Below are 19,583 nucleotides of genomic sequence, written 5' to 3'. Positions count from 1 at the left end.
ATGTTAGTTATGTCTGATAAGCAACTGCCTAAGCATATTTTGACTAGCATCGATTCATACATTCCTTTTTCTATTGAATTCACTGACAGTAGATTAGCTGATCTATACTGGCGATGTGGAAATGGAAAAACTTGTTTATTTGAACTAGGTTTAAGTAACACTGGCGAAGTAATTAATATTACTCTTGTATCAATAAACAATAGTAATATATTGAAAAATAGCAGTAATTTTGAATTTACATTTCCTGTGGAAAATTTTTTACCTAAATTTGATGTCTCAGATTGGAATATAATGTCTGAGGATTATTCAAGCATATCTAAAGATGATTTTAATTGTGAACTACAATTAGTTATAGGCTTAGATTACTTAGTATTAAATTTTTTAAATTATGGAAAATCAATATCTTACTTTAAAAATGAAGAATTGTATTTTGGTTTAAACTCTAATAAAGAGCTATCAACAATACTACTAACTCATCTTACAGCCGAAGAAATAGAAATCTTAAAACGAAATTTTTAAGGTAGATACAAACTAATTTGAGATATTTGCAAGATATAACTACTCAAGCTCTAATTGATCATCATCTTTGGTAATTTTAATCTTTATCTTTTTATATTTACGTTTATTTGGATCTAGTGCCGAGTTCATTACTTCATCCGCAAAGGGCGGGCACAGCATGAGTTTTGCATATGCTCTATAGCCGATGCGTATTCGCGTAGGTCGGCAATCGGTTCTTTTTGAATAGTATTCAATGAGAGAATTCAGTTCTTGTAATAAAGTTTGCTGTTCCATCATACATATTTAACAATTCGTTAATTCAAGCATAATAGACTTACAGGCTTAGTGGAATATGTACTCAAAATACTAATTTGTTTGAAGTGTGATATAGTTTTCACTTTTAATTAAATATATGAATTTTTTCATTTTTAGATAGAATGTTTGAGTCTTAGTTTTGCTTTACTAAGACCAAAAAACTATTAAAAGTTAGATTTTTTTGAATCATTTAGATTTACATTTAAATGATTAAATTAAAAAAAATAAAATTTATCTAATTGATTTTATTGATATTAAATAATTTTAATAAATATAATGTCAGGAATTATAATTTATTTGAAATATATATTAACTTAAAATAAACAATTCTTACGTGATGTTTCATATAGTTACATGTTGTTACATAAATTAAATCATACTTACTTTAGAGGTGGTGCAAATACCACCCAACAAATTAAGGATACTTTGATGCCTCAATATCTAATGATTGCAGAAAGTGTCTATAGAAAAGTTAAAGACAGTGAGCTCTTCACAGAAGATACCATTGAAAATTTTAATCATCTGATGACATTTATTCGTAAAGAAATCGTTGGAACTGTATTTAAACTTAAGTACAACTATATTGATTTTAATGAATTATTTAGCAAACCACTTAACGAGTGTAAAGTAAAAATTGATATAAGTTTAGTACCCCATTACGATCATGAAAATGAGTATGTTTTATGGTTGGCGGGGTTCATAGAAAAAATTACTGAGGGAGGGCCTAAAGCTCCACCTCCAATTAAGAAGTTTATTCCTGAGTTTATTAGTTTAAGACTAGAGTTTGATTCAGTGGCTTTGCCAGTTGAAAAAACTGAAAATCAGGGTGAAGAAATAACCGAGTACTTTAACTCTCAAGCTTTTACAAAAAAATTGGAAAAGTAAAAGTGTTATAAAAGGTACAATTTTTCAATAATCGCCTTCGGGCGATTTTTTTTTTAATCATCTTGTCATAATGAACAGCTAATTTAAGCTTATAAAAAGAAAAGATGAAGATTGTTGCGAACAACAAAATCAAAAAGCAATTTTCAAGTAAAGCTGGTCTGTTGTAATTAAGCTAATTCGAAAGAATTGGCTTTTTTGTTTTAAGCAAGTTTTGCTTCTAAAAGTATAGTGATTTGAATTGTTTAAGTCATGTTTTGATAGCCATTTTTAACATGTAGTTATGGAATGGCATAAATTTAAAATCTATTCGCACTAGAAAGATAAGACAGCCATTAATTGAAGTTTCTCATGACTTAAATTTTTAATTATTCTTTATATAAATTTGACTTAATCATGATTGGTAAGCCTAGTCTAGACAATAAACTAGTCCTTGAATTAGGGATATGTTTTCTTTCTAGATTAATAAGTTCAATAAATTCTTTATTAAATTGCTTTCTAGGGTATTTTTCTAAGATTTCATTTCTAAATGATAAGGGCAGTCTATATTGATTGTCACTGATCACATCACAAGATGCTCCTTGCTGTAATAGAATAACCTCCGCTGGATCAGATTCATCTATATATCCATTCATGTGAAGACATATAGCATCTTTAATCACTTCGCTTTTCTTCTCATCAAAGTTATATTCTTTTGCCTTTTTCTCAAATTGTTTAGCACTTTCATACGTAAAACATTGACAACCTTTATCATGAATATGTTGTTCAGTTAGACCAATATCATGAAAAAGAGAAGCTATTAGGAGTGATTCATGATCAAAATGTCTTTTTTGTAAATTGCCTAGAGCGGCTCCCCAAAAGTATGTTCGCCATGAATGATTGTAGATAGATAGACTTGCTTTTGATTCTAGTTCTTCAAGTGCGATTTTAATCATTTGAGTATCTGGTATTACAATTTTTCCGATATCAAAATCATTGCTAGTTTGAAATCTATGATAATTTATTTTTATAGAATTCAGGATGCTAGGCATCATAATTTTTTGAATTAATTTAATTTTTTCTTTGAAATTGAGTTGACCATTAGTAGCTTGCATCCATTGATATGAACCAATTTTTATACTTTTCATTATTAAATCTCATTTTAGAGTAATTACTCTAAAATATTACCTTAGCTGCTTTTTTGCAAGTTCATCTTTGAATAAGTCTATATAGATAAAGATAGGAGAAAATAGTGTCTTACGCATGCCCTTGCTGTGGTTATCTTACATTTGATGAGTTGCCGTATGGTTCGTTCGATATCTGTGCAGTTTGTTTTTGGGAAGATGACAATGTTCAGAATGAAGATCCTGATTATATGGGAGGAGCAAATGGTATTAGCTTAAATATGGCTAAGCAAAATTTTCAATTATTTGGAGCAATCAAAAAAGAATTTATACCATATACCCGTAAACCACTTGAAAAAGAAATGCCCTGATAAACTTACCTATTTACCTCACCAGTGATGAGTTTTTATTAATTTATTATTTATGAAATTAATATCTATGTAATTAATTGAATTTATAATTTTTATAAAATTTAAATCAATTTACTTGAAATCTTTAAAGAAGAAATAATAGCTACTTAGCCTTATGTCAGTGTTTTATAAACCCCAATTTAACAATAAATTTTAATTATTTATCTTTACTTTTTAATGATCTATTTTAAAACAAATGTCATTTTGTATGCTTGACTGTAATAGGGTAGAGCACTATCCTTTGCCTGCTGGCCTACATTGCCAGCCGGCTTTGACAGGCTGATTTAGACCACATCAGAATTATTCCTTCTGAGGAATAGTCTTGTGTGTAAGCTCCTCGTCTCCTCCCGTAGCGGTAGGACGGGAGAGGGACACCTTCGGGTGTGCTGGCGTCTAACCAGTCTGTCAACCTTCTCTCGTTCTGCCACCATAATCGTTTGACAGTGATTCGGTAGAACTTCTTTAGACATGAGGAGTCCTCTATGCGTACTAATTCTTCTTTATTGGCCTTTGCCAAATTCTCTCTGCCCATACCACTTAAAAAGTCTATAAAACGGTTTAATCGACTCTAGGTTTTCTACGCCTTAAGAATCGTTACGACCAAAAATCATAGCCACAATAAAACCGAGATAGGCGAGCACACCATTATTGTGCGGCTTTCTTATGCCTGTATTTAGCACTCATTTTAAGAGTGAGGGTATTTATATCTCTTTTATATACAACAAAAAATTATTTTAAGCGGTAAAACTATGCGAAATTTAGAAACATCTTCCAAAAAACTACATGTAATTCAAACTACCATTCAACTCATGACGATACATGGGTTCCATAATGTAGGCGTAGACCTGATTGCTAAAGAAACCAAAATTGCAAAAGGTACGCTTTACAACTATTTTCACTCAAAAGCAGGCCTTATTGAAATATGCCTGTTACTGCAAAAAGAAACGCTCATGGAAAAAGTAAGAGAGGTACTAGAAACAACCCAATATTCCACTTTGACTAATAAACTCAGACAAATTTATCTATTACATGCCGACTTAAATAGCGCTTATTACCTACTGTTTAAAGCGGTTTTTGAAACTAAATTACTTTATCCTCATGCTTACCAAAGTGCTGTGCGTTATAGACGCTGGCTAAAAAATGAAATTTTCTGCCTTATAGCAGAAACTAAAAAAATGGCTTCATATACAGAAGCTGAGTTGTTGGTATTTATGATAGATGGAGCAATTTTGAGGCTTTTAATTTCAGATAAAATTGAAGAACAAACTAAGTTGTTAGATTACTATTTGATGAGGGTAATCTAACAACTCATTGCTGCCCAAGCTATTGAGCTTGGGTTGCTAAATACCTATTACGGTAATGCCATCATATTTGTTTTCGACTCTCTCAAGAAATTTGGTAATTTCTATGATCATGTTGAGAGCTTGTGGTTTAAAAAAATTGAAGTGATTTGCAAACCATTTTGTTTCTTTTTCGAAAATGAGCTTTAACGTCTTATCGTATTTATCTAACTGATTTATAAATGAATGAAGCTTATACAAATCTTTTATAATTTCTTTGATATTTTCAGAGTCTATAAAAGTATTTCCCCAATGGAAAAACTTTTCTTTATCTCGGTTAAATAAATTTTCAACGAGTGAAAAAGCAATTTCATCAACAACTATAGAGCCGATACAATTTTCATTTCTATCGAGGTCCATAGGTATCACTTGAATATTTAATGAACCTACTAAACCAGAAACAAATTTAACGTCAAAATTAATTTTCATATTAAATAGCTGAATAAATTAAATTTTATATTTCTGAGATTAAATTTTCACTTAAATTCAATTCTTTAGAAAATATAGGGTTAGATTTCCGGTTAGGTTGTCTCTAGCTCAATTAATGTATTGATATAGTTCCACGTTTTCTCTGGTTCAATTGGATTTTCTTCGCAAACAGACGCATTAATCAAGCCATCGAGGAGAGAGAGGAATAAATGAGTGAGCGTTATAGGATCCTTTATTTCTAATTCTTTAAAAATAGAACTGGTAGTGTCAAATAACCAATTTCGATATTCATCTAGCACGACATGAATAGTTGGATATAAGCTTCCTACATCCATTCGTGCTTTATGAAATGGACACCCTCTGGCACCATTTTGATTTACCCAATTGATATACCACATATAGAGTTGTTCTAATTTTTCTAAAGGAACTGATCGTGTAGATATTTGCTCTTCTACCGCAATCTGGATATCAAGTTTTAGTTCCTGTAGGCAAGCGGCCACCAATTCTTCTTTAGATGGGAAATGTTTATAAAAGGTCGCTTTGGCAATATCAGATTCAGCAATAATTCGGTCTATACCGACAGCAATATAACTTTCCTGAATAAAGAGCTGAGTTGCTGTTCTTAGAATAATTTCTCGTTTTGATGGTTTTTTTAATTTTATTTGTGCATTCATAAGGGCTTATTGCATTTTGTTGAAGAATTAAGCTTGGTATTTTAGTTGATAGAGGGACTGTTAGACTAGTCGATATGGTTGAAATTTAAACAAAAGAAAGACAGAACTGTATGTATTTAATCGCATATCTTGGATTATGATATAATCTATAAAAATGTAATGTTTAATTTAATAAGATTTATCAAATTTTAGGGATGTTTCCTTCATTTGGCACATCGTTCGGTATGTCTCTATTTTCCAGATAAATTCTTAAATAGTTGTTTTTTTCTTAAAGTTTAAATGAGTAAGATATATTATTTTTTATATTAAATAACTGAATAATTTAAATTTTATATATCTGAAACTAAAAAGATTTATCTTAAAAATTCTACTCAATTAGATAAACATAAATAAGTCGAATAATTAACGATATAAAACTATTGGAGAAAGCTGTGGATGAACACAAGTTAAAAACAAAAGTCGGCACACTTGAAATGGTCGTAGCTATGCTGCTTTCAGGGAGTATTGGCCTATTTGTGATTAAATCAGGTCAATCACCAATTAACATCGTATTTTTCCGCTGCCTTATATCAGCCTTATGCTTAATACCCATCTGTTTGTTTTACGGTCATTTTAAAAAAGTATATTTTGGCAAAAAAGAACTATTTTTAATGGTGACATCGGGCTTACTTATTATTTTTAACTGGATTCTGCTGTTTGCTGCTTTCCCTAAAACCTCTATCTCTTTAGCCACGATTGTTTATCACGTAAACCCGTTTGTGATTTTATTTTTAGGGGCTTTGGTCTTTCATGAAAAGCTAAATAAAAATGATGTGCTATGGACCCTAGTTGCTTTTGCTGGGCTAATTGTAATTATTGGTTTAGGTAGTGCCTCGGTCAACTCCAGTGAGTTAGCAGGTTTAGGCTTGGTTCTTATAGCTACTACACTGTATTCAATATCGGTTCTAATCACTAAAAAACTAACTAACACGCCGCCTTTATTAATTGTGCTTATACAAACCTTAAGTGGAGCCATTGTTATGACTCCGTTTATTTCGGTTTTTGCAAATCCACCGATAGGCCAACAGTGGCTGTTTGTACTTGGGTTAGGGGTTTTACACACAGCATTTCTTTACTATTTAATGTACTCGGCAATTAAGAAAATACCTTTAAATAACATTGCCATCTTATCTTTTATCTATCCTATATCGACCATAGTAATTGATTATTTCTTTTTTGATCATGTGCTGACCAATACTCAAATTTTAGGTGCAGCTTTAATTTTATTGGGTGTGCTCGGAGTAAAGTTGCATTGGAATGTTTTTGCGTTGAAAAGATTAAAATAGCAATACCAAGAGTTTTGCTTATCAACAAAGTTGCGAAAATAAGTCATTAAATATTAAATTGCAATTGAGGTGAGCAAAATGAAAAATCAGTGGATAACAGACGAAGATAGATGGCAAGCAATTGTTGATCGTAATGCAGAAGCTGATGCATATTTTGTTTATGGCGTGAAAACCTCAGGTATGTATTGTCTGCCATCAAGTACAAAAAGACTGCCTAAAAAAGAAAATGTAGTTTTCTTTGAGAATGCCGTGCAAGCCGAGAAAAATGGTTATCGAGCAAGCCAAAAAATACAAAACAGACTTTCAAATGCACACGATCCAAAGCTTGTAGAGAAAATCGAGAAAGCGTGTAGATACATTGAACTACATGAAGAAAACTTGTCTTTATCAGATGTGGCAGATCATGTAGGAATGAGCGCATATCATTTTCACCGAGTTTTTAAGCAAATTACTGGCCTAACACCTAAAGGCTATGCCGATGCCCATAAAAGTAAAAAGCTAAGAGAAAACCTAGACGAAAATATCAGTGTGACTGATGCAATATTTAATGCAGGCTTTAATTCGAATAGTCAGTTCTATGAAAATTCAAATTCGCTATTAGGTATGACAGCGAAAGAATGGAAATCTGGCGGTAAGGGTGTACGCATTTTTTTCGCCATAGGAGCGTGCTCTTTAGGAGACATTTTAGTTGCCCAAAGCCAGAAAGGAATTTGTGCAATTTTGCTAGGCGATGACCCTGAAAAGCTTTTAAATGATTTACAAGATAAATTTCCAGAAGCCGATTTGATTGGCTGTGATGATGAGTTTGAGCAACTGATTGCGCATATTGTCGGGTTTATTGAAGCGCCACAAATCGGATTAGATTTACCACTAGATATTCAAGGGACTGCATTTCAACAAAGAGTATGGCAAGCCTTGAAAGAAATTCCTGCGGGGCAGACAGCTAGTTATTCCGATATAGCCCAAAAAATAGGTTCACCTAAAGCGGTTCGGGCTGTTGCAGGGGCATGTGCTGCAAACATGTTAGCTGTTGCTATTCCATGTCATCGTGTTGTTCGAAATGATGGTTTTATTTCTGGTTATCGTTGGGGCGTTGAGCGTAAACGTGCATTGTTAGAGAAAGAAGCAGAACTGGCACGAAACTAAAATTGTTTTAGTAGGCTGTTTTTATAGAGTTAATTTTTTCAAAAACAGCAAGAATCAGAGAGTCTATTTTCTTCGGGTTACTCAAAATATATCCATCAATTTAATCAAGATGGAATTGTGAGTATGAGCAGATTAAAAGACAAAGTGGCTATTATTACGGGTGCAAGTTCAGGTATAGGTTTAAGTGCCGCGTCGTTATTTGTAGCCGAAGGAGCGAAAGTTATTCTGGTTGCACGCCGTGAGCGTGTTTTAAAAGAGCTTTGCGATAGTTTGAATCGAGACGGAGTCGTTGCGCACTTTATTGCAGGGGATCTTAATGACCCTACAACCATGCAAAGAGCAATTGATATGGCTACGCAATATTATGGCAGGTTAGATATTGCGTTTAATAACGCAGGCCTGTTGGGAGAATATCAACTGACTCACGACACAACCGATGAAAATTGGAATTATGTTCTTCAGAATAATTTAACCAGTGCGTTTCAGTCTGCCAGAGAGCAGCTTAAAGTCATGTTAGAGCAGGGCTATGGTTCAATACTGTTTACATCTTCTTTTGTTGGTCATCATATCGGGTTTCCTCAAATGGCGGCTTATGCTGCAAGCAAAGCGGGACTCATTGGTTTAACCAAAGTGATGGCAGCAGAATATGCAACGTCAGGCATTCGAGTAAATGCACTTTTGCCCGGTGGAACAAATACTTCAATGGGTCAAGAGGCCGCTTCTTCTCCAGAAGTTCTAGAGTTTGTAAAAAGCATACATGCGATGAAACGTTTAGCAGAACCCGATGAAATTGCCAAAGTGGCGCTCTTTTTAGTAAGTGATGATGCAAGCTTTATTACAGGGAGTGCTGTACTCGCCGATGGTGGAGTGACTATTTGTAAAACCTAAATAAACAATAAATAAATAGGTCGTAAAAAAGTGAGGCTGCTAGAGCCTCACTTTTTATATATAGTTATTTTCCTTTTTTGGTTTTTAAATACTCGGCATAAGCTTCATCTGCAAAGCGTCTTAAAGAGTCACCAATAGCAGCATATTGGTATTCATTAAGGTTAGCCAATGACGCACGGGCAGAAGGATGCTGCACACCGAAGCCAGAACCCGGCAATAAAACCACACCTGTTTCATCTGCTACTCTAAATAATAGCTCGGTCGGATTTTTATTTTTCATCACCCAGTCGGCAAACTCATCTCCATAGAGAGTGCGTGAGGTGTTTTCAAGGTTAACAAGGGTGTAGTAGTCCACAGCATTTGGATCTGTTGGAACCTCGACGCCAAGTTGTCGATAGAGTGCTGCATCGCGTTCACGTACAACAGACTTAACTGCTTTTTTATAGCTTTGGCGTGAGTCCATCATATTAAATAGTGCAAATAAAACCATCTGCACTTGTTGTGGGGTAGACAGGCCTGCAGTATGGTTTAAAGCAACATTACGGCTGTCTGCAACTAAACGGTCAATAAACTTAATACTTGATGGGTCTGTAGTTAAAGATGAATAGCGCTCTTCAAGCTCTTTCTTCTCTTTTTTCGATAAGTTCGCAATTTGTTTATCAAGCACATTGTTATTTGAAAGTGCGATTACACCAAGTCGCCAACCAGTTGCGCCAAAGTATTTAGAGAACGAGTAAACCAAAATGGTGTTATCAGGACAGATCGCAAAAAGTGATTTGAAGTTATCGGCAAACGTACCGTAAACGTCATCGGTCAAAATAATCAGATCGGGGCGTTTTTTAACAATATCCGCCAAAATCGCAAGACCTTCATCACTCATTTTTACCGATGGCGGGTTACTTGGGTTGACTAAGAAGAACGCTTTAATAGACGGATCTTCTAACTTTCTAAGCTCTGACTCTGGATATTGCCAACCGAGTTTAGGATCAGCCTCAATGAGTACTTCTTCAAGTTGGTAGTCATTAAGTTTCGGAATTTCCAGATATGGCGTAAAAATAGGACTACCAATGGCAATGCGGTCGCCGTTTTTAATAATTTTATTTTCTTTTAATGAGTTAAAAATATAGGCCATTGCGGCTGTTCCGCCTTCAACAGCAAACAAATCTAAGTCTCTTTTTTGCATGCCTTGTACGCCCATTTCTCGTAAGACGTACTCTTTAATAATCGTTTCACTTACTCGAAGCATGCGGTCTGGCACAGGGTAGTTACAGCCTAAAATCCCTTCAACCATTTCAAGTAAAAAAAGATCTGGGTCTAAGCCTAATTGGTCGCGTACATAAGATACGGCTTTACCTAAAAAGACCACACCAGGTTTATCGCGGTTTTCCAAAATGAAGCTGTCAAAACGTGACTGGAGTCCAACAGGGCGAGGGAAGCCACCTAGACCTTCTGGCATATAAGAAAATGAAAATTCGGATTCGGTTGCCGAAAACAGACCTAGTTGAAAGAATGCTCGGCGTGGGATAGTCGCAAGAAAGTTCGGATTGCCTCGGCCAGCATTTAACATCATGCGGTCAGTTCGGCTTTGAGCTAATTCTATTAAATTATCTTTCAGTTCAAACGGACTGAGTTTTGCGTATTTAGAATAATCGACTTTCCCCATGGGACGTCTCCTTAATTATAGTGAGATGAATAAAATTTCTAATTCAATGTATAAAATCAGGCTAAGCCTACGATTAGTGGTCCGAGTAAGGTCAAGAACACATTTGCGAGGGCATAGGTGATTGCGAAAGGAACAGTCGGAATTGAGTTGCCTGCTTTGTCTAAGATGGCACCAAAAGCAGGGTTTGCACTGCGTGAACCAGATAGCGCTCCAGCCATTACCGCAACGTTGCTATAACGCAGAACATAACGAGCAAACAGCATGGAAAGCAGCAACGGAACCAGTGTTACAACTACTCCAATCATAAAGAGTGAAAGACCACTTTCTTTAATGGTTTGAATGGCCTGTAAACCTGATTGTAAGCCAACCGCTGCAACAAAACCTGCCAAACCTAAGTCTTTAAGAAGCTGTGAAGCCGCTAACGGCATATTGCCATGTACCTGATTTCTACTACGAATCCAACCAAACAGAAGACCTGATAGTAAAGCACCACCGCCAGCGCCAAGCGTTAATGGCACATCGCCCAAACGAATCACAAAAAGACCAATCACTAAACCAACGACAAGACCTGCACCATGAAAAATCCAGTCTGTTTTTAGGCTTTCAGGTAAGGCTTTGCCAGCTTCTTTCACTAAACGGTCGAGGTCACTTTTTGTACCATAGACAGTAACGACATCACCTTGCTTTAGAACGGTGTCGTCACTTAAAGGTTGAGTTTCATCGTTACGTTTAATCGCAAGTACATAAATACCGTGCTTCAAATAGGCTGGAGTATTGGCCTTAATATCACCTAAGGTACGGTTAATGTATTTGGAATTTCTTAAGATGACATCGCTGGTATCCATAATCATTTCCATACCCTGCGATGATTGCAATTCGGGTCCGATTTGCTCGGCTACGGAAACTACACTGGCACGGCGACCGACCAGCAATACCACATCGTCTGTTTGTAAGGTGAGTTCAGGAGCAACATCAATAAACTGATCTTTACGTTTTAACCGTTCAATCGTAATGCTTGCTTCTTTTGCTTCAAGTTCCGCAATAGTGTGCCCATTGGCTTGTTTAACTTTATAAATACGTCCAACAATTTCCGGCATTGCCAGTTCCTGACCCGGTGCGAGTTCAAAAGCACCTTTAAGTCGTTCACTTTGAGCTTTTAGAGCATCGTCGTGAATCTCTTTACCCATAAATTTAGGCAAGATATTTACACATACAATGATTGCGCCCAAAGAACCGAAAATGTAAGTCACCGCATAGCCAATCGCGACATTTGCTTGAAGTCTTTGAATCTCAGCCAGAGGCAGATCGAGTCTGGAAATGGCATCTCCGGCAGTACCAATAATTGCAGATTGAGTCATACCACCAGCCGCGAGTCCGGCCGCCAAACCTTTATCGAGATGGAAAATTTTAGCCATAACTAAAACGGTGACTAAACCACACACTGCCATAAATACTGCTAACAAAATTTCTTTTATAGACTGTGGCCCGAGTGATTTAAAAAACTGGGGTCCACTTTCAAAGCCTACCGCGTAAATGAAGAGTGCAAATAAAATTGCTTTAACGCCGTTATCAACAGGTACACCGATAAGACTTAGAACGACTGCTACAAGTAGGGAGCCTGCGACTCCACCAAACTGAAATTTTCCAAACTGGAACTGTCCAATCCAGAAGCCAATTGCGAGTGATAAGAACAATAATATTTCGGGGCTATGTTTTAAAACACCTTGTAACCATTCAATCATTTTGATCTCACTTTTATTATTAGATCTATCTTTAATATATAAATTTATTTATTTTTCATTTTTAAAATACTATATGAAAATTACTTAAGCAAACCTTCAAGTCTAATGATTTTCTTAAGTTTAGTTATAGAAAATAAGTCGTTTAAAGTGCTTGTGATGTATGCATGTCACTAATTCTGAGTGATTAAATCAGCTTTGGTTTTGAATGTAAGGTAAAAATTTTTTACAATAATATAAAGAATATTTTATGAAATAAAATTGTCTTTGAATTAATTTTTTTGCATATGTTTTTTGTAATTTATTGATATATAGTAATTTAATATTTTTACTGTCGTTTAAGTAATGGTTTTTATTCAAATTAAAAAATAATCTACTTAAAAATGAGTTTCTGTTAACTAGATAGCATAATTTAAAGTTTAATATATTTAGAATATATTTAAATAAATCTTCATAATAAGACTTATTTTAAAGAAACAATATAAACTCAACTTGAGGGATTTTCATTTTTAAATAAAAAGCTTCGTGTTATGGAAGCTTGATATTTAAAAATATTTATTACCTTAAAAATAGTGGTTTATAGCGATTTAAAACTTTGAAATTACTGTTTCGAAGCTAACATTTTTAAGTAAATATCTGCTCGTAGCGCATGACCAAAGCACCAATCTTCTGGGCTATTTTGCACAATCACAAACATGACATCTTGCTCTGGAATCTTAAATTTTTGATGGAGCTGTGCTGTTACATGCTGCATTAAATCTGATTTTTGCTGAGCTGTTCTGGCTTTACCGGAAGTGATGTATAGCAGCATGAATTTTTCAGTGCGGGAAGACTCCACCCAGTAATCAGGATCAACATATATATTGCCTTGAGCCAAGTGCTCAAAGAAATGAAAGCAATCATTTGGGGGAGTATCAAAATAACTTTCCATACAAGTCTGCACAATTTTTGATATCTGAGCTTTTTCATGATCTGTATATGCATAACTGGTTGTAAAGCGAATCATGGGCATGACCATATCTCCTCTGGCATATGTTCTAGTGCTGAAATGGCCGTAGGTAAGCCTGCATAAAAAGCAATATGGGTAATGGCTTCAATAATTTGTTCTTTTGTGATGCCTTCAGTTAAGGCATTTTTTATATGCCATTCGAGCTGCGAATAACGCCCTTGTAAAACAAGCGCAGTGATCGTAATAAAACAACGTGTTTGAGTATCAAGCATCTGTCTTTGCCAGATATCCGCAAATAAATAGTCTTTGCCGAACTCATAAAGTTTGGGCGAAATCATTTCCAAATTATGAATATCAATTTTTCTGAACATTTTAGAACTCAACATTGATGCTGTTGTTGCTAATATGGCAGTTTGGTATAGTTAAAAAAATCAAAACTTTTCTAACTAATAGTTCGGTTTTTATGAATGATTATACTAAACCCCCAACCAATCTTGATTTAGATGCCTTACGTGCATTCGTTAAAGGAATCGAGCTTGGGAGTTATCAGCTAGCAGCACAACACTTATGTCGTTCACCGGCCGCAATTAGTGCGCAATTAAAAAAGCTAGAGCAACAAACAGGTTGCCAGCTTCTTAGAAAACAGGGGCGACTATTAGAATTAACCCCAAGTGGTGAATTATTGCTGAGCCATGCAAAAAACATGTTGGCTTTGAACGATACAGTGCTTTTAAAGCTGCATCAGACTCAAGCGAGTGGAGTCATTCGTTTTGGTTTACAAGAAGATTTTGCTGAAGGAACCTTACAGCAACTTATCGCTCAGTTTATGTTGCAGCATCCAAACGTACAGTTTCAAATTCGGGTTGACCGCAACCTTAACTTGATTGATAAAGTACAAAAGCAAGAGCTTGATTTAGCACTTATATGGCAGCAAAAACCAGTAATTGAAAACTTTCATGAGCTTAAAAGTGTAGAGACAAAATGGTTATTCTGTCCTCATCCCCATATCTTGCAAATCATTGAAAATAGAGCCTCTATACCACTTGTGGTATTACAGCAACCTTGTATTTTAAGGCAAATGGCGATTGAGGTACTTGAGCAAAAGGGTATTGCTTGGCATATTGCTTATGAGTGTAACTCAGTCCAAGGGCTATGGCCTGCTATACGGGCGGGGATTGGCATTAGTCTAAGATCATGTTTTCAAATTCCACTAGATATTCAGACCATAGAAACTGATGTACTGCCTAAACTGGAGACTTTAAACTTTGGTCTTTATTTCAATTCCACCACACAATCAGTACATATTATTCAGCAGTTTCAACAATATATTGAACAGCATCTGCGGTAATTTTTTATTCTCAAATTTGTATTGCCCAGTATAGTTTTTAGATTGCTTTATATTTTAATTTAACTTAGTAATAAAAGTGTTTGTGTAAAACAGTTAAAAAATAGCCCTTAGAGTATGCCTATGAAGCTTAAAGAATTAGCAGGTTGCGAGGAGTGCGATACCGTCTATCGTAGAGTTCCGCTTGCTTATGGAAAAAGAGCTTATTGTGTTTGCTGTGGTGCAGAGCTTTATCGGCATACTAAGCCATTTACGACTTTATTGGCCCTCATTTTAACGGCCTTAATCGTATTTGTTATTGCCAATAGCTTTCCGATTGTAAAAATTGAACTGCAAGGGAATATATCTGAAACCACTTTATTGGGTGCTGTATGGGTCATGTTTCATTATGATCGGGCTTTTGTCGGTGTCTTAATTTTAATTACCACGTTTATTGTGCCACTTTCATATTTGTTATTAATGGCTTATGTACTGGGTACGGTCAGTATATTTAAAAGACGACCAAAGTTTTTAGTAGTTGCCTTACGAACGCTTTATTTTATGAGAGTCTGGGGAATGGTTGAGGTATTCCTGATTGGAATTTTGGTCACCCTTGTAAAGTTAATGGGTATGGTGCTTGTTATTCCAGAAATTGCCTTGTGGGCATTTGCGGTCTTGAGCCTATTGATGGTTTATATTACGTCCATAAAGGTAAGCGATATATGGAACGAAATTGATAGGTCACCACTATGAAAACGATAAAAAAAGTGACTGCACTCAAGGCCGAAAATACCGACATGGTTCTAAAGCAATATCCACGAGCCAAAGATCTATCGCTGATATTATGCCACTGCTGTGGGTTATTAAACTCATCAAAAGTAGATAAAGTAGTCGCTGCTAAAAAGAATAAAGTTTTACGCTGCGTTAGATGTCGTAGTGTACTGCATGAGCGCAAACAGGGAAGTTTAAACCGTACCTTTGCTCTAGTCGTTGCTGCAACTATTTTGTATATACCGGCTAACGTACTGCCGATGACAATAACCGATTCACTTTTAGGCAGCCAGAAAGACACCATCATGAGTGGTGTGATTTATTTTTGGCAAAATGGAGACTATTTAGTGTCGGTGGTCATTTTCATGGCCAGTATTTTTATTCCGATGCTTAAGCTATTTATTTTGTATTTCCTATTATTGGTTGTATATATACAGTCATCGGCAGCTTGGAAATTTTCACCAGAGCAATGTATCAAACTTTACCGAATTGTAGAGTTTGTCGGACGCTGGTCTATGATTGACGTCTTTGTGGTCGCTTTATTAACTGCACTTATTCAAATTCAATCGCTTGCGACTATTTTGGCAGGGCCAGGTTCAATTGCGTTTGGTGCAGTTGTAGTCTTAACCATGTTTGCATCTTTAAGTTTTGACCCACGTATTATTTGGGATAATTTTTACGCATCCCAAAACACCAATAAACCCAATGATTTTTCTTCGGAAAAAACCACAGTTATTCAGGTAGAGCATTCGTCCTTGAATAATGATTCCATTAATCCCAGTCAATAAAAGAAAAATGAGTATGTCTGAAAACAAAACAAACGGCGGTACATCAGATCATCATGAGACTGATGTTGAACTGGAAAACATGAATGATTTACCAGAACCGCAAGAAAAGAAAAATCGATGGAAACCTCTATTAATTTGGATAGTTCCATTGGTTGCACTTTTAATTGCACTTTCACTCGCAGTGAAAGCATTGCTCTCTAATGGGCCAACAATTGAAGTATCTTTTCGTACAGCAGAAGGCTTAGTTGCAGGTAAAACAACTGTGCGCTATAAGCAGGTTGATATTGGTGTTGTACGGCAAATTGATCTAGCCGATGACCGCTCACATATTATTGCGCGAATTGATTTACGTAAAAATGCCAGCAACTTTGCCGCGCAAGATTCACGTTTTTGGGTAGTACGACCACGTATTGGAACAGGTGGCGTTTCAGGCATAGACACCTTATTGTCAGGTTCATATATTGAAGTAGATGGCGGTAAGTCACCCGAGAAAAAACTTGAATTTACGGGTTTAGAAATACCACCAGTGATTACTTCCGATGTGCCGGGTAAAGAATTCTTTTTGAAAGCCGATGACTTGGGATCTTTAGATATCGGTTCACCGATTTATTACCGCCGAATTAACGTCGGGCAAATTACTGCTTATAAGCTAGCTGATGACGGTAAAAGTGTGCAGCTTCAGACTTTTATTCGTGCACCATACGATAAGTTTGTGACTACAGATGCACGCTTTTGGCAAGCAAGTGGTATAGATGTGAGTTTGAATGCTTCAGGCTTTAATTTAGATACTCAATCTCTTGCGAGTATTGTTGCTGGCGGTATTGCTTTTGGTTTCCCTGAAAACTCAAATGCGACTGTAGCGGCCAATAAGAGCAGCTTTAATCTTTGGGACTCAAAATCCGATGCGCTCAAAGAACCAGATGGTCAGCCACGTGGCGTGATTATGTACTTCGATCATTCACTTCGCGGTTTAGCTGCTGGTGCGCCAATTGATTTCATGGGTATTGAAATTGGTAATGTTAAATCGATTAATGCGGAGTTCTATAATAACTATAAGCAAATTCGTATGCGCGTTGAGGCGGTCATTTATCCGTCACGTGTTGAAAATGGACAGGCACTCAATCCAAATAGCAACATTTTCAAAGATTTTGTTGAGCATGGATGGCGTGCGCAGATGAGAACGGGCAACCTCTTAACAGGCCAAAACTATATTGCCTTAGATAAGTTCCCTAAAGCGAAACCAGCTAGCTTACAAATTTTGAGTGATAACCGCGTGGTGATTCCAACTACTCCAACAGAGTTGAGTGGCTTACAGGCACAGGTTTCTCAAATTGCCGATAAGTTAACTAAATTCCCATTAGTTGAAATTGGGCAAGATGTTCGTAAAACGCTTAAGAATATGAATACAGCTATTGAGTCTACCGACAAGCTGGTTAAACAGTTAGATGGTAAAGTTGCACCTGGTTTACAAGCAACCTTAGACGATGTTCGCAAAACTGTAAGATCGTCTGAGTCTATCTTGTCGAGTGATGCGCCGTTACAACAAGACGTACGTAAAGCATTGCAGCAAATGACACGTGCAGCAGCTTCATTACAGCTCATGGCAGATTATATTGAGCAACATCCTGAATCAATTATTCGTGGTAAGACACCAGAGGCCGATGATGAAAAATAAAAACACTCTATCTTTTCAACATCCTAAAGCAGCCAAATGGCTGCTTGGGAGCGGCCTGTTTTTAACGGCAGTTGCTATGACGGCCTGTTCGAGTTCACCAACGCCGAACTACTATACGATTAGTCCTAAAATAACTCCGGCAGTTAGCTCAAGTATTCGAGTTATTGAAGTTCTACCAGTTGGTCTTCCAGACCGTTTAGACCGTGCGCCTTTAGTGCTACAAGACAGTAGTGGTAAGTCTACTGTGTTAAACAATGAGCGCTGGACGTCGACTATGAGTACACAATTACGCGATACTCTATCGGCAGGTTTACAGCAAAAATTAGGCGCAATTGACAGTTATAGCAGTGGGCTTGCTGGAAACAATCAGCCTTTATATCGAGTTTCTACAGACTTTTCTCATTTTGATATTGTTGATAAAAGCTATATTAATATTGCGGTGTCTTGGGTCGTGAAGCGTCAAATACCCCCAACTCAATTAGAGTCATCTAATCCAAAAGTCATTACCAATGCAGGATCTCAGCTCAATTGTCGAATTGCGTTTAAACAGCCAATTGATCAGAAAGCTAAGAAAATGGATGCAATTGTAAGTGCTTCAAGTGAGGCGATGGGCCAGATTATTAATTCGGTTTCTTCTTCAATTGTGGCATTAGATTCAAACAAAAAAATAGCGATCACGAATGGTGTTTGTTCGTAGTAAAATGTTCTAACACAAGCCTTTATCTGTCTAAAAACAGATAAAGGCTTTTTTATTTTAGTTGCCTCTATAGGTTGAGTAACCGTACGGGCTAAGTAGTAACGGAATATGGTAGTGGTTTACGCTGCCGTCCACTTTAAAAATTACGGGTACTTCACTAAAGAACGTTTGCTGTTTGTTCTTTTTAAACCAGTCTTCAGTTTTAAAAGTAACTTTATAAACGCCTTGCTCTAGTTTTTTATTTTCTGGATAGAGTGCAGTAATACGACCATTTGAATCGGTCACTTGCTGGTTGAGTTTTACCCACTGGTTATTGGTGTTTTTTTCTAAAACGACTTCAACCTGAGAAGAGGGTAAACCCGTTTCTAAATTTAACACATGCACACTCAGCGGATTAGTTTGTGCAAATGTAGCCGAAGCTATAAATAACGAAGATAAAGCAATAAATGATTTTGTCATGTTGAACTAACTCCTTATGAATTAAAAACGGTTTCAATGGCTTTGCTTGCACATTGATTGTCATTTTGTGCACCGCCAGCACCCGCAACGCCAATTGCTCCGATTACTTGGTTCTCAAAACGGACAGGTACGCCACCGCCTAACAAAAGTAAATTCGCTACGGTGGTTAAATTTTTTGCATCGGGGTTTTGGTTACTGTTTTGGCTTAAAACTAAGGTCGATGTTTTGGTAGATAACGCGGTATAGGCTTTTTTCTCGGCAGCCATTAAATTATGCGGACCCACCAGCTCATGCCGTTCGGCAGTTAAAGGATTACCGCCGCGATCTACAACAACAACCGCAATGTTTTGATTTAATTTTTTGCATGCCTCTTTAGCACTTTCAGCTAAAAGGTGGGCGGTTTTTAGATCTAACGAATAAACTTGATTCAAAGCAGGGGGCTGTGCAAAAGTACTATTACCGAATAGCACGGCTGTTAACATCAGCCAGTTCAATTTTTTCATAATGA

General features: G+C 36.3%; 22 protein-coding genes. 12 read left to right on the top strand and 10 right to left on the bottom strand.

All coding sequences use genetic code 11. From position 1 onward, the window contains the following. Positions 1-9 precede the first annotated feature (9 nt). Positions 10-519: an acetyltransferase gene (locus tag B554_RS0113070; RefSeq protein ID WP_227501329.1), complete on the top strand. Its 510-nt coding sequence runs from the start codon at positions 10-12 to the stop codon at positions 517-519. Between the two features lie 39 nt (positions 520-558). Here the strand turns inward: B554_RS0113070 and B554_RS19015 are convergent, their stop codons facing one another. Beyond that, positions 559-792, bottom strand: a complete 234-nt coding sequence (locus B554_RS19015) for a hypothetical protein (RefSeq protein ID WP_025465214.1) — start codon at positions 790-792, stop codon at positions 559-561. Positions 793-1,242: 450 nt separating this feature from the next. On the opposite strand from B554_RS19015, the gene B554_RS0113060 reads away from it, so the two are divergent. Then, a complete protein-coding gene (locus tag B554_RS0113060; RefSeq protein ID WP_019458404.1) occupies positions 1,243-1,698 on the top strand; it encodes a hypothetical protein in 456 nt (151 codons plus the stop codon). Positions 1,699-2,063: 365 nt separating this feature from the next. Here B554_RS0113060 and B554_RS0113055 read toward each other — a convergent pair whose 3' ends face one another. After that, positions 2,064-2,822 carry an HD domain-containing protein gene (locus B554_RS0113055; protein ID WP_019458403.1) on the bottom strand — a complete coding sequence of 253 codons (759 nt, stop codon included), beginning with the start codon at positions 2,820-2,822 and terminating at the stop codon, positions 2,064-2,066. A 104-nt stretch (positions 2,823-2,926) separates the two neighbouring features. Here B554_RS0113055 and B554_RS0113050 point away from each other — a divergent pair, with 104 nt between their 5' ends. Then, positions 2,927-3,169 carry a CPCC family cysteine-rich protein gene (locus B554_RS0113050; RefSeq protein WP_019458402.1) on the top strand — a complete coding sequence of 81 codons (243 nt, stop codon included), beginning with the start codon at positions 2,927-2,929 and terminating at the stop codon, positions 3,167-3,169. Positions 3,170-3,957: 788 nt separating this feature from the next. Further along, positions 3,958-4,512, top strand: coding sequence for a TetR/AcrR family transcriptional regulator (locus B554_RS0113045; RefSeq protein WP_019458401.1), 555 nt, complete (start codon positions 3,958-3,960; stop codon positions 4,510-4,512). A 36-nt stretch (positions 4,513-4,548) separates the two neighbouring features. Here the strand turns inward: B554_RS0113045 and B554_RS0113040 are convergent, their stop codons facing one another. Next, positions 4,549-4,977 carry a hypothetical protein gene (locus tag B554_RS0113040; RefSeq protein ID WP_004700703.1) on the bottom strand — a complete coding sequence of 143 codons (429 nt, stop codon included), beginning with the start codon at positions 4,975-4,977 and terminating at the stop codon, positions 4,549-4,551. A gap of 92 nt (positions 4,978-5,069) precedes the next feature. Then, complete coding sequence (locus B554_RS0113035; protein WP_019458400.1) at positions 5,070-5,651, bottom strand: TetR/AcrR family transcriptional regulator; 582 nt, start codon at positions 5,649-5,651, stop codon at positions 5,070-5,072. 431 nt (positions 5,652-6,082) lie between these two features. Here B554_RS0113035 and B554_RS0113030 point away from each other — a divergent pair, with 431 nt between their 5' ends. The 3 genes from B554_RS0113030 to B554_RS0113020 all read left to right on the top strand — a co-directional run bounded on the left by B554_RS0113030 (position 6,083) and on the right by B554_RS0113020 (position 9,010). After that, positions 6,083-6,976 (top strand): DMT family transporter, encoded by an 894-nt coding sequence (locus tag B554_RS0113030; RefSeq protein WP_019458399.1) that lies wholly within the window; start codon positions 6,083-6,085, stop codon positions 6,974-6,976. A 78-nt stretch (positions 6,977-7,054) separates the two neighbouring features. Next, on the top strand, positions 7,055-8,122 hold the full coding sequence (gene ada, locus B554_RS0113025) for a bifunctional DNA-binding transcriptional regulator/O6-methylguanine-DNA methyltransferase Ada (protein ID WP_019458398.1): 1,068 nt from the start codon (positions 7,055-7,057) through the stop codon (positions 8,120-8,122). 123 nt (positions 8,123-8,245) lie between these two features. Then, the gene (locus B554_RS0113020) at positions 8,246-9,010 is read left to right on the top strand and encodes an SDR family oxidoreductase (RefSeq protein WP_019458397.1); all 765 of its coding nucleotides are present in this window, start codon (positions 8,246-8,248) and stop codon (positions 9,008-9,010) included. 64 nt (positions 9,011-9,074) lie between these two features. Here the strand turns inward: B554_RS0113020 and B554_RS0113015 are convergent, their stop codons facing one another. The 4 genes from B554_RS0113015 to B554_RS0113000 all read right to left on the bottom strand — a co-directional run bounded on the left by B554_RS0113015 (position 9,075) and on the right by B554_RS0113000 (position 13,732). After that, positions 9,075-10,673, bottom strand: a complete 1,599-nt coding sequence (locus B554_RS0113015) for a bifunctional aspartate transaminase/aspartate 4-decarboxylase (protein WP_019458396.1) — start codon at positions 10,671-10,673, stop codon at positions 9,075-9,077. Between the two features lie 56 nt (positions 10,674-10,729). Beyond that, on the bottom strand, positions 10,730-12,415 hold the full coding sequence (gene aspT / locus B554_RS0113010) for an aspartate-alanine antiporter (protein ID WP_004700714.1): 1,686 nt from the start codon (positions 12,413-12,415) through the stop codon (positions 10,730-10,732). A 598-nt stretch (positions 12,416-13,013) separates the two neighbouring features. After that, a complete protein-coding gene (locus B554_RS0113005) occupies positions 13,014-13,424 on the bottom strand; it encodes a tautomerase family protein (protein ID WP_019458395.1) in 411 nt (136 codons plus the stop codon). After that, the gene (locus B554_RS0113000; protein WP_004700718.1) at positions 13,415-13,732 is read right to left on the bottom strand and encodes a carboxymuconolactone decarboxylase family protein; all 318 of its coding nucleotides are present in this window, start codon (positions 13,730-13,732) and stop codon (positions 13,415-13,417) included. The genes B554_RS0113005 and B554_RS0113000 overlap by 10 nt, the downstream gene beginning before the upstream one ends. 92 nt (positions 13,733-13,824) lie before the next feature. Between B554_RS0113000 and B554_RS0112995 the strand changes: the two genes are divergently transcribed. From B554_RS0112995 to B554_RS0112975, 5 genes are all read left to right on the top strand, one after another. Beyond that, positions 13,825-14,709, top strand: coding sequence for a LysR substrate-binding domain-containing protein (locus B554_RS0112995; protein ID WP_019458394.1), 885 nt, complete (start codon positions 13,825-13,827; stop codon positions 14,707-14,709). Between the two features lie 120 nt (positions 14,710-14,829). Next, entirely contained in the window at positions 14,830-15,438 is a 609-nt protein-coding gene (locus B554_RS0112990; RefSeq protein ID WP_019458393.1) for a paraquat-inducible protein A, read from the top strand. Next, positions 15,435-16,244, top strand: a complete 810-nt coding sequence (locus B554_RS0112985) for a paraquat-inducible protein A (protein ID WP_019458392.1) — start codon at positions 15,435-15,437, stop codon at positions 16,242-16,244. Before B554_RS0112990 ends, B554_RS0112985 begins: the two co-directional genes overlap by 4 nt. 7 nt (positions 16,245-16,251) lie before the next feature. Next, positions 16,252-17,919, top strand: coding sequence for an intermembrane transport protein PqiB (locus tag B554_RS0112980; RefSeq protein WP_029767837.1), 1,668 nt, complete (start codon positions 16,252-16,254; stop codon positions 17,917-17,919). Then, positions 17,909-18,616: a membrane integrity-associated transporter subunit PqiC gene (locus tag B554_RS0112975; protein ID WP_025465213.1), complete on the top strand. Its 708-nt coding sequence runs from the start codon at positions 17,909-17,911 to the stop codon at positions 18,614-18,616. The genes B554_RS0112980 and B554_RS0112975 overlap by 11 nt, the downstream gene beginning before the upstream one ends. A 57-nt stretch (positions 18,617-18,673) precedes the next feature. On the opposite strand, the gene uraH is transcribed toward B554_RS0112975, so the two are convergent. Further along, positions 18,674-19,075: a hydroxyisourate hydrolase gene (uraH, locus tag B554_RS0112970; RefSeq protein WP_005068395.1), complete on the bottom strand. Its 402-nt coding sequence runs from the start codon at positions 19,073-19,075 to the stop codon at positions 18,674-18,676. A 14-nt stretch (positions 19,076-19,089) separates the two neighbouring features. Further along, a complete protein-coding gene (locus tag B554_RS0112965) occupies positions 19,090-19,557 on the bottom strand; it encodes a GlcG/HbpS family heme-binding protein (protein WP_077163068.1) in 468 nt (155 codons plus the stop codon). Positions 19,558-19,583 lie beyond the last annotated feature (26 nt).

The organism is Acinetobacter sp. GG2, from assembly GCF_000292385.1.
Taxonomy (GTDB): domain Bacteria; phylum Pseudomonadota; class Gammaproteobacteria; order Pseudomonadales; family Moraxellaceae; genus Acinetobacter; species Acinetobacter seifertii.
The sequence above is the reverse complement of the archived record's forward strand: the minus strand, read 5'-3'. Positions and strand labels throughout refer to the sequence as shown.

Bases quoted from the DNA above. Each gene is read 5' to 3' on its own strand.
- B554_RS0112990 (WP_019458393.1), top strand. From the start codon at position 14,830: ATGAAGCTTAAAGAATTAGCAGGTTGCGAGGAGTGCGATACCGTCTAT.
- B554_RS0113015 (WP_019458396.1), bottom strand. From the start codon at position 10,673: ATGGGGAAAGTCGATTATTCTAAATACGCAAAACTCAGTCCGTTTGAA.
- B554_RS19015 (WP_025465214.1), bottom strand. From the start codon at position 792: ATGGAACAGCAAACTTTATTACAAGAACTGAATTCTCTCATTGAATAC.
- B554_RS0113070 (WP_227501329.1), top strand. From the start codon at position 10: ATGTCTGATAAGCAACTGCCTAAGCATATTTTGACTAGCATCGATTCA.
- B554_RS0112975 (WP_025465213.1), top strand. From the start codon at position 17,909: ATGAAAAATAAAAACACTCTATCTTTTCAACATCCTAAAGCAGCCAAA.
- B554_RS0113055 (WP_019458403.1), bottom strand. From the start codon at position 2,822: ATGAAAAGTATAAAAATTGGTTCATATCAATGGATGCAAGCTACTAAT.
- B554_RS0113035 (WP_019458400.1), bottom strand. From the start codon at position 5,651: ATGAATGCACAAATAAAATTAAAAAAACCATCAAAACGAGAAATTATT.
- B554_RS0112965 (WP_077163068.1), bottom strand. From the start codon at position 19,557: ATGTTAACAGCCGTGCTATTCGGTAATAGTACTTTTGCACAGCCCCCT.
- B554_RS0113040 (WP_004700703.1), bottom strand. From the start codon at position 4,977: ATGAAAATTAATTTTGACGTTAAATTTGTTTCTGGTTTAGTAGGTTCA.
- B554_RS0113045 (WP_019458401.1), top strand. From the start codon at position 3,958: ATGCGAAATTTAGAAACATCTTCCAAAAAACTACATGTAATTCAAACT.
- B554_RS0112995 (WP_019458394.1), top strand. From the start codon at position 13,825: ATGAATGATTATACTAAACCCCCAACCAATCTTGATTTAGATGCCTTA.
- B554_RS0112980 (WP_029767837.1), top strand. From the start codon at position 16,252: ATGAGTATGTCTGAAAACAAAACAAACGGCGGTACATCAGATCATCAT.
- B554_RS0112985 (WP_019458392.1), top strand. From the start codon at position 15,435: ATGAAAACGATAAAAAAAGTGACTGCACTCAAGGCCGAAAATACCGAC.
- ada (WP_019458398.1), top strand. From the start codon at position 7,055: ATGAAAAATCAGTGGATAACAGACGAAGATAGATGGCAAGCAATTGTT.
- B554_RS0113005 (WP_019458395.1), bottom strand. From the start codon at position 13,424: ATGCCCATGATTCGCTTTACAACCAGTTATGCATATACAGATCATGAA.
- B554_RS0113060 (WP_019458404.1), top strand. From the start codon at position 1,243: ATGCCTCAATATCTAATGATTGCAGAAAGTGTCTATAGAAAAGTTAAA.
- uraH (WP_005068395.1), bottom strand. From the start codon at position 19,075: ATGACAAAATCATTTATTGCTTTATCTTCGTTATTTATAGCTTCGGCT.
- aspT (WP_004700714.1), bottom strand. From the start codon at position 12,415: ATGATTGAATGGTTACAAGGTGTTTTAAAACATAGCCCCGAAATATTA.
- B554_RS0113000 (WP_004700718.1), bottom strand. From the start codon at position 13,732: ATGTTCAGAAAAATTGATATTCATAATTTGGAAATGATTTCGCCCAAA.
- B554_RS0113020 (WP_019458397.1), top strand. From the start codon at position 8,246: ATGAGCAGATTAAAAGACAAAGTGGCTATTATTACGGGTGCAAGTTCA.